This window comes from Pseudomonas sp. BF-R-19 (genome assembly GCF_019956445.1).
GTDB classification, from domain to species: Bacteria; Pseudomonadota; Gammaproteobacteria; order Pseudomonadales; family Pseudomonadaceae; genus Aquipseudomonas; species Aquipseudomonas fluorescens_BH.
Map to the genome: position 1 here is coordinate 42,126 of NZ_JAHBDN010000062.1, position 7,762 is coordinate 49,887.

The 7,762-nt window shown below is 60.4% G+C and carries 8 protein-coding genes; 4 read left to right on the forward strand and 4 right to left on the reverse strand.

What is annotated here, in order from left to right; all coding sequences use genetic code 11:
- Positions 1-37: 37 nt before the first annotated feature.
- Positions 38-970 carry a LysR family transcriptional regulator gene (locus KGB28_RS18325; RefSeq protein WP_223446873.1) on the reverse strand — a complete coding sequence of 311 codons (933 nt, stop codon included), beginning with the start codon at positions 968-970 and terminating at the stop codon, positions 38-40.
- Between the two features lie 121 nt (positions 971-1,091).
- Here KGB28_RS18325 and KGB28_RS18330 point away from each other — a divergent pair, with 121 nt between their 5' ends.
- Complete coding sequence (locus tag KGB28_RS18330) at positions 1,092-1,334, forward strand: DUF2790 domain-containing protein (protein WP_057713259.1); 243 nt, start codon at positions 1,092-1,094, stop codon at positions 1,332-1,334.
- 8 nt (positions 1,335-1,342) lie between these two features.
- Here the strand turns inward: KGB28_RS18330 and KGB28_RS18335 are convergent, their stop codons facing one another.
- From KGB28_RS18335 to KGB28_RS18345, 3 genes are read right to left on the reverse strand one after another with little or no spacing between them, the layout of a single operon-like run.
- Complete coding sequence (locus KGB28_RS18335; protein WP_223446875.1) at positions 1,343-2,611, reverse strand: OprD family porin; 1,269 nt, start codon at positions 2,609-2,611, stop codon at positions 1,343-1,345.
- A 16-nt stretch (positions 2,612-2,627) separates the two neighbouring features.
- On the reverse strand, positions 2,628-3,848 hold the full coding sequence (locus KGB28_RS18340; protein WP_223446877.1) for a benzoate/H(+) symporter BenE family transporter: 1,221 nt from the start codon (positions 3,846-3,848) through the stop codon (positions 2,628-2,630).
- A 3-nt stretch (positions 3,849-3,851) separates the two neighbouring features.
- Positions 3,852-5,195: an aromatic acid/H+ symport family MFS transporter gene (locus KGB28_RS18345; RefSeq protein ID WP_150727052.1), complete on the reverse strand. Its 1,344-nt coding sequence runs from the start codon at positions 5,193-5,195 to the stop codon at positions 3,852-3,854.
- A 219-nt stretch (positions 5,196-5,414) separates the two neighbouring features.
- Between KGB28_RS18345 and KGB28_RS18350 the strand changes: the two genes are divergently transcribed.
- The 3 genes from KGB28_RS18350 (at position 5,415) to KGB28_RS18360 (ending at position 7,678) form a co-directional block, all read left to right on the forward strand.
- Positions 5,415-6,041 carry a DUF1780 domain-containing protein gene (locus tag KGB28_RS18350; protein ID WP_007970534.1) on the forward strand — a complete coding sequence of 209 codons (627 nt, stop codon included), beginning with the start codon at positions 5,415-5,417 and terminating at the stop codon, positions 6,039-6,041.
- Positions 6,042-6,145: 104 nt separating this feature from the next.
- The gene (locus KGB28_RS18355) at positions 6,146-6,319 is read left to right on the forward strand and encodes a DUF3094 domain-containing protein (RefSeq protein WP_007970531.1); all 174 of its coding nucleotides are present in this window, start codon (positions 6,146-6,148) and stop codon (positions 6,317-6,319) included.
- Between the two features lie 60 nt (positions 6,320-6,379).
- On the forward strand, positions 6,380-7,678 hold the full coding sequence (locus KGB28_RS18360) for an NAD(P)/FAD-dependent oxidoreductase (RefSeq protein WP_150727051.1): 1,299 nt from the start codon (positions 6,380-6,382) through the stop codon (positions 7,676-7,678).
- The last annotated feature ends 84 nt before the right edge of the window (positions 7,679-7,762 follow it).

A 7,762-nucleotide genomic window follows, 5' to 3' on the forward strand; every position in this document is an offset into this window, starting at 1 on the left:
CACTCAGTCTACACCGCCGCTCGCCGGCCCTTCGACCTCAAGCCCAATGCCGCGGATCGTTCATCACCGCATCATGTTCGGCGAACAGCTTCGGTAGCTCAGACTTGAGAAAGTCCACCCAGGTGCGCACCTTGGCATCGAGAAAGCGTCGCGAAGGATACAGCGCATACACATTGCGCTCGCGCAGGCGCCATGCAGGTAACACACGCAGCAAAGTGCCGTCGCTCAAGGGCCGCGTCGCGGTGTAGAACGGCAACAGGCTGATGCCCATGCCCGCCTCCGAAGCCTTGACCATCGACTCGGCAACATTGCACTGAAAGGTCTTGGCCGGGCTGACGGCGTGCTCGCCGTGCTCGTCCTGGAACAGCCATTGATCGCTGTACAAGGGGTCGAGCATGCGCAGGCATTGATGATCGCTCAGCGCCAGCGGCTGCTGCGGCACACCTCGGCGTTGCAAGTAAGCCGGGGAGGCACAGGGCACGCTGTAGATCTGCCCGATGGCCTGCGCAACCATTTGCGAATCGGCCAGTTCGGGAGCGATCGAAATCACCACATCGTGACCCTCCTCCAGCGGATCGGGATTGCGCTGTGACAAGGTCAGCTCGAACACCACATCGGGAAACAGCTCACTGTAGCGGGCGATCAACGGCGTGAGCAGCACACCCAGGCCGTTCATGCTATGCACCCGCAGGCGTCCGGACGGATTGATATGAGCGCCACGTGCCTCGGCCGTCGCCTCATCCATGGCTTCGACGATTTGTCGGCTGCGCAGCAGCAAGCGCTCGCCGGCATCGGTCAGGCTCAAGCGCCGCGTGGTGCGTTGCAGCAGACGCGCCTGTACATGCTCCTCCAGATCCGCCACCAATCGGGATACCTGCGCGGTCGACAGATCCAGCGCATCGGCAGCCCCGGTGAAACTGGCGCAGTCCACCACCCGGATAAACACGCGCAAGTTGTTAAGCACATCCATAAGCCCCCCTCGGGCGATGACTGTTACGTTTTATGTAAGGCTGCATCCGCCGTTCGCCCCTTTATCCGTCGGTGGCAAAGACTAAAATTCAGACATCAGAACCGACACGGAGCACGCCAACATGAAAACGTTGATCAGCCTGTTGCTGACCGTCATCGCCACCTCGGCCATGGCCGCCGACAACGAACCCCTCGCGGTCCTGTACAACCCGGCGCAGCCACTGGACATCGCCAAGGTGGTTTCTGTGTCCGACACGGCGACCGCGTGCGGGGTTGTACCGGCGACCATGGAGTATGTCGATCATCAGGGCCAGACCCATCGCGTGACCTACAACGTCATGGGTGATTGCACCAGCAACCTGTGATCAATGGCTCACAGCAAGGTCCACGTGTAGCTGAGGATCAAGCGGTTCTCGTCGATATCACTGCGGTAGTTTGAACGCGCCATCGCATTGCGCACACGGATGCCAAGGCCCTTGAGGCTGCCGCTCTGCAGCACATAGCCGATGTCCAGGTCCCGCTCGCGATCCTTGCCTTCATAGCCCTTGCCGGTATCGACGTTATTGCCGCTGATGTAGCGCACGGTGCTGGTCAGCCCCGGCACGCCGAGCGCCGCGAAGTCGTAGTCGTAGCGCGCCTGCCAGGAACGTTCATCGGTGGAGGCAAACTCGTAGGTCGGTACTTCGTTGCCCAGTGGTGAGATGTTGGCAAACACCCGTGGGAACGCACTGTCACCGAACATGCCCTGATAGCCGACGTAAAACGTATGGCCGCCACGCTTGGCCGACAGCAACGAGAAGAACGCCTGGTTGTCGATGTTGCCCAGCAGTTTCTCGCCGTCCTCGCGCGAATCGTAGTAACCGAGGTTGGCACCGAGGACCCAGTCGCCCACCGGCTCACTGTGCTTTAAACCCAGAAAACGCTGGTTGTAGATATCTTCCAGTTGCCCGTACCAGGCGCTGACCGAGCTGCGCTTGTCGTTGAAGACATAATCAGCGCCGGCAAAATTGAAACCGTCACTACTGACCTGGCGCTGCGGCACATGGCCCAGCATCGCTTGCATCTTTTCGTCGCCAGCCTCGTTGCGCAGGCTGGTTGAACTCAAGTGACCACCCTGCAGGGTCAGGCCATTGATCTCGTTGGAGGTGATGCTTGCGCCCTGATAACTCGGTGGCAGCAGGCGAATATCGCTGAATGCCAACACTGGCAGATTGGGTTGCAGCTCACCGACTTTCAGTTCGGTTTTGGAGTAGCGCATCTTTAACGCGCCTTCCAGGCGGCTGTAGTTGTCCGCCGCGCGGCCGTCGTCCTGCACCGGCAGCAAACCGGTATTGGTCCGGTCCGGGGCGCTGTCGAGCTTGAGGCCGAGCAAGCCGATGACGTCCACCCCAAACCCTACGGTGCCCGGGGTGTATCCGGACTTCACGTTGAGGATGAAACCCTGGGCCCACTCTTCAGCCTTCGATTGCTGGTTGGCGCCGACGATGTCGGAATAGTCGCGGCTGAAGTAGTAATTGCGCGCCTGCAACGTCGCGGTGGTGTCTTCGACAAAGCCGGTTTCCGCCGCCATCGCGCCTGTGGAAAAACCCGAGACGACAGCCAGGGACAACGCCGAACCGGTTGTTGGGAGAATCTGTTTCATCGTTTTTCTCTTATTGTTATTGATCGACTGGTTGAAGGACTTCAGTTGCAGTGGATTTGCGACGGGGGACGGAACGACGGGCGCTCAACAGCACATGGGTGAGCATGCCGAAAATCAGCCCCCAGAACGCCGCGGACAAACCGAACAGCGACATGCCCGAAGCCGTGACCAGAAAGGTCACCAGCGCGGCTTCGCGATCGCTCGGCACCGCCATCGCGCCCGTCAACGCGCCGGCAATGGCGGCGAACAAGGCAAGGCCGGCCAGTGCCGCGATCAACTCTTTGGGGAACGCTGAAAACAGCGAGACCAGCGTGGCGCCGAAGATTCCAAACAGCAGGTAGCACAGGCCGCCGACAACTCCGGCCACGTAGCGTTTGCGAGGATCTTCGTGGGCTTCGCGACCGGTGCAGATTGCTGCGGTGATCGCCGCCAGATTCAGTCCATGGCAACCGAACGGCGCCAGCAATGCCGTGCCCAGCGCGCTACTGGCGATGATCGGGCTCGCCGGCGTTGGGTATCCACTGGCGCGCAGCACCGCCATGCCGGGCACGAATTGACCGGTCAGCGCCACCATCACCAGCGGCAAGGCGATGTTCAGGATCGCGCCCAGGCTGAACTCAGGCGTGATCCACACCGGCGTAGCCAGGCCGATCACCAGTGCTTCACGATGCAAATCACCGGTGAACGCGGCAATCGAACAGCCCACCAGCAGCACCATCATCACTGCATAACGCGGCATCACACGCTTGCAGATCAGGTAGCAGGCAAACATCGCCAGGACCAGCAACGGCTTGTGCTGCATCGACACGAACAAGCCGGTGCCGAAACTGAACAGGATCCCCGCCAGCATCGCCGCCGCGATGGCGGCGGGCAGCTTGCTGATGATCCGGTCGAAAGCCCCCGAGATGCCGACCACGAAAATGATCAGGCTGCTGACCAGATAAGCCCCCACCGCCTCTGCCATGGAGATGTCCGGCAACAGCGTCACCAGCAACGCCGAGCCCGGCGCCGACCAGGCGATGATCACCGGAACGCGGTAGCGCAGGCTCAAACCGATACCGAGCACGGCGCTACCAATGGAGATCGCCCAGATCCAGGACGACAACACTTCCCGCGAAAGATGCGCCGCTTCTGCCGCCTGAAAGATGATCACCAACGGGCCGGCATAGGAAATCACCGTGGCAATCAATCCAGCCACGGCGGCTGACAACGAGAAGTCCTGGAAAAACGCTTTCATGATTCAGGCACCGGTCGCTGACAACGCTGGGTTGACGCCAGCAGCGCTGCGTCGGCTGCTGATGGCGAACACGGTCATGGCCAGAGCCGCCACCGCACCGGGCAAGGCAAACGCCATGAAGTTCAGTTGCAGGGGCAGGCTGATCCCGAGCAAGGCGCCACCCAGCAGCGGACCGACGATGGCCCCGTTGCGCCCAATGCCCGACGCCCAGCCCAAGCCGGTGGAACGAATGGTCATGGAATAAAACTGCGCGGCGCAGGCGTACAAAAGAATCTGCGAGCCAATGGTGGTGGCACCCGCAATGGCGATCAGCAGGTACAACACCGGCATCGGGCTGTTGAAGCCCAACAGGGTGATCGACACCGCCGCCATGGCGAAAAACACCGACAGCACCCGCGGCAGATTGAGTTTGTCACCCAGCACCCCGCCACCGACCGCGCCGAAGATCGCGCCGAAGTTCAACACCAGCAGGAACGACAGGCTCGAACCCAGGCTGTAACCGGCGTTGGCCATCAGTTTCGGCAGCCAGGAACTCAGCGCGTACACCATCAGCAGGCAGCAGAAAAACGCCAGCCACAGCATCAGCGTGCGCAGCGCACGGCCTTCACGGAACAACTGCAACACTGGTGTGCCGGTGCCTTTCACTTCGGCCATGTGCAATTGATCAGAGGTTTGCGCGACGTAGGCCGGATCAATCCGCTGAAGAATATTGCGCGCCTCTTCATTACGCCCCTGACGCAACATGAAGCCCACCGATTCGGGCAGGAAATACATGATCAGCGGCAACAACAGCAACGGCAGGACCGCCACGTAAAACACCGACTGCCAGCCGAAACTCGGGATCAGCACAATGCCCAGCCCGGCGGACAGCATGCCGCCCACCGAGTAACCGCTGAACATGATCGCCACCAGCGTGCTGCGGATTTTTTTTGGCGCGTACTCGTTCATCAGTGCCACGACGTTAGGCATCACGCCGCCAATGCCGAGCCCGGCAATGAAGCGACAGAGGCCGAACTCGGTGGGGTTTCGGGCGAAACCGTTGAGCACGGTGAAACCACTGAAGAGCATCACGCAGATCGTGATGGCTTTTTTGCGGCCGATCCTGTCCGACAGCGGTCCGAAGAACAGCGCGCCGAACATCATGCCGAACAGTGCATAGCTGCCCAGGGCACCGGCTTGCAGAGGACTGAGCCCCCACTCTTTCATCAGCATCGGCAGGACCACGCCGTAGATCACCAGATCGTAACCGTCGAAGATGATGATCAGGGCACACCAGAACAGCACCATCCAGTGAAAGCGGTTGAAACGAGCGTTGTCGATAACCTCATGTACGTCGATCTTGCGCATGGCATATATCTCTTGTTGTTGTTTTTTTAGAGCGTCGGTAACACGGCTTACGTCCGTACAGCCGAGGGTAGAGCCGCCCGATACGTGGCAATAGCCAGTGAGCGCAGATCACTATCCATTTTGTGCAGGGCCCTGGAACGGGCATGGGAACGGGAGGCTATGAGCCTCTGCGACAAATTGTCTTCTTTGCGATCACATTTGAACGCTAAGCTTGGGCCTATGGATGACTCAGATTATTTACGCCTGCTGACCATCGCGGCCGAGCAAGCCAACGCGTTCCTGTCCAATGCCCGCAAATGGGAGCGAGAGCGTTGGGTCTGCCAGCGCCTGCTGCAAGGCTTGAACATTCCCTATCGTGCCGATGAGTTCGCCCCCGCCGGGGAGCCGCCGGATGTGTTGTTTCGCGATGCCAGTTTCGAGGTGTTCTTCGTGCTCGACGAGGGGCGGCGCCTCAACGATGAATGGCGCGACGAACTGCAACGCCGACGCAGCGCGTTTTCCCTGAGTCAACTGGTGCGCCGCGAGGCCAAGCCACGACGCATCCCCGCCAACGAGTTTTTGCTGCGATTGGCGCCGACCTTGCGCAAAAAAGCGCACAACTACAAAGAGCGCGGCATGGATCTGGGTGAACTGGACATCATTGCCTTCGCCAGCCTCAAACGCGAAGTGCTGGACCTCAACAGCCATTTCCCGCCGCCGACCGAATACCTGCGCCAAGGCTGGCGTTCGCTGTCATTGGTTGGGCCGACATTCGCCCGCGTGCTGTTCGCTCACCCGGATGCGCCGGACTTCTTGCGCAGCAACCTGGGGCGCAGCATTGTGTTCGACGTCGGGATCAGCCTGTGAGCCTCGAGCCTTTCCCCGGTCAGCAGCTAAGCTCCGTTCACAGCTGAATAATTTCCCTGTAGCTTCTACACATTCAGCAACGTCTACCCCTGACGAGGCCCGATATGACCAGCCGCCTGAACCCCGATGACCAAAAGCATGTCGAAGAGTACCTGCAGTTGTCCCAGCACCAAGTCGAGCGCCGGCCTTTTCGGCCGTGGATGCTCCTTGTACTGGTCCTGGCAGTGACCATTGGTCTGGGCCTTTTGAGCCGACTTATCAGTTACCTGACGCTATGAGCTGCCTCGCGCTCGCTCGGGTAATTGCACCGATTTCCTTTAGCCTTGCGAGTTATCCCCATGTCCCATCGTATTGTCATTGTCGGCGGCGGCGCCGGCGGTCTGGAGTTGGCTACCCGTCTGGGTAAGACTCTGGGCAAGCGCGGCACGGCCAGCGTGATGCTGGTCGACGCGAACCTGACCCACATCTGGAAACCGTTGTTGCACGAAGTGGCGGCCGGTTCCCTGAACTCTTCCGAAGACGAACTCAACTATGTCGCCCAAGCCAAATGGAACCATTTCGAGTTCCAGCTGGGGCGCATGAGCGGGCTCGATCGCGCGAAGAAAAAAATCCAGCTGGCCGCCACCTATGACGAAGCTGGTGTGGAGCTGGTGCCGGCCCGCGAAGTGCCTTACGACTCACTGGTGATCTCCGTCGGCAGCACCACCAACGATTTCGGCACCCAGGGCGCGGCGCAACACTGCCTGTTCCTCGACACCCGCAAACAGGCCGAGCGATTCCACCAGCAACTGCTCAATCACTATTTGCGCGCTCACGCCGGTCAGACCGACACGATCGAACAAATCAGCGTGGCCATCGTCGGCGCCGGTGCCACCGGAGTCGAACTGGCCGCCGAACTGCACAACGCCGCCCACGAACTGGCAGCCTATGGCCTGGACCGGATCAAACCGGAAAACATGCACATCACCCTGATCGAAGCCGGTCCACGGGTGCTGCCGGCGCTGCCAGAGCGGATTGGCGGACCTGTGCATAAAACCCTGGAGAAGCTCGGGGTCAACGTCATGACCAATGCCGCTGTCAGCGAAGTGACGGCCGATAGCCTGATCACCGCCGACGGCAACGAAATCAAGGCCAGCCTGAAAGTCTGGGCCGCGGGGATTCGCGCACCGGGTTTCCTCAAGGACATCGATGGCCTGGAAACCAACCGCATCAATCAGCTGCAAGTGCTGCCAACCCTGCAAACCACCCGCGACGAGAACATCTTCGCCTTCGGTGACTGCGCCGCTTGCCCGCAACCGGGCAGCGACCGCAATGTGCCGCCACGTGCCCAGGCCGCTCACCAACAGGCTTCGTTGCTGGCCAAATCGCTGAAACTGCGCATCGAAGGCAAGGCACTGCCGGAGTACAAGTACACCGACTACGGCTCGCTGATCTCGCTGTCGCGTTTTTCGGCTGTGGGTAACCTGATGGGCAACCTCACCGGCAGCGTGATGCTCGAAGGCTGGCTGGCGCGGATGTTCTACGTGTCGCTGTACCGCATGCACCAGATGGCGCTGTACGGGCCGTTCCGCACGGCGATGCTGATGCTGGGTAGCAAGATCGGTCGTGGGACTGAGCCACGGCTGAAACTGCACTAACTCGGTCTAGTGTGGGAGCGGGCTTGCTCGCGAAAGCGGTGTATCAATTGACAAAAATGTTGACTGATACACCGCTTTCGCGAG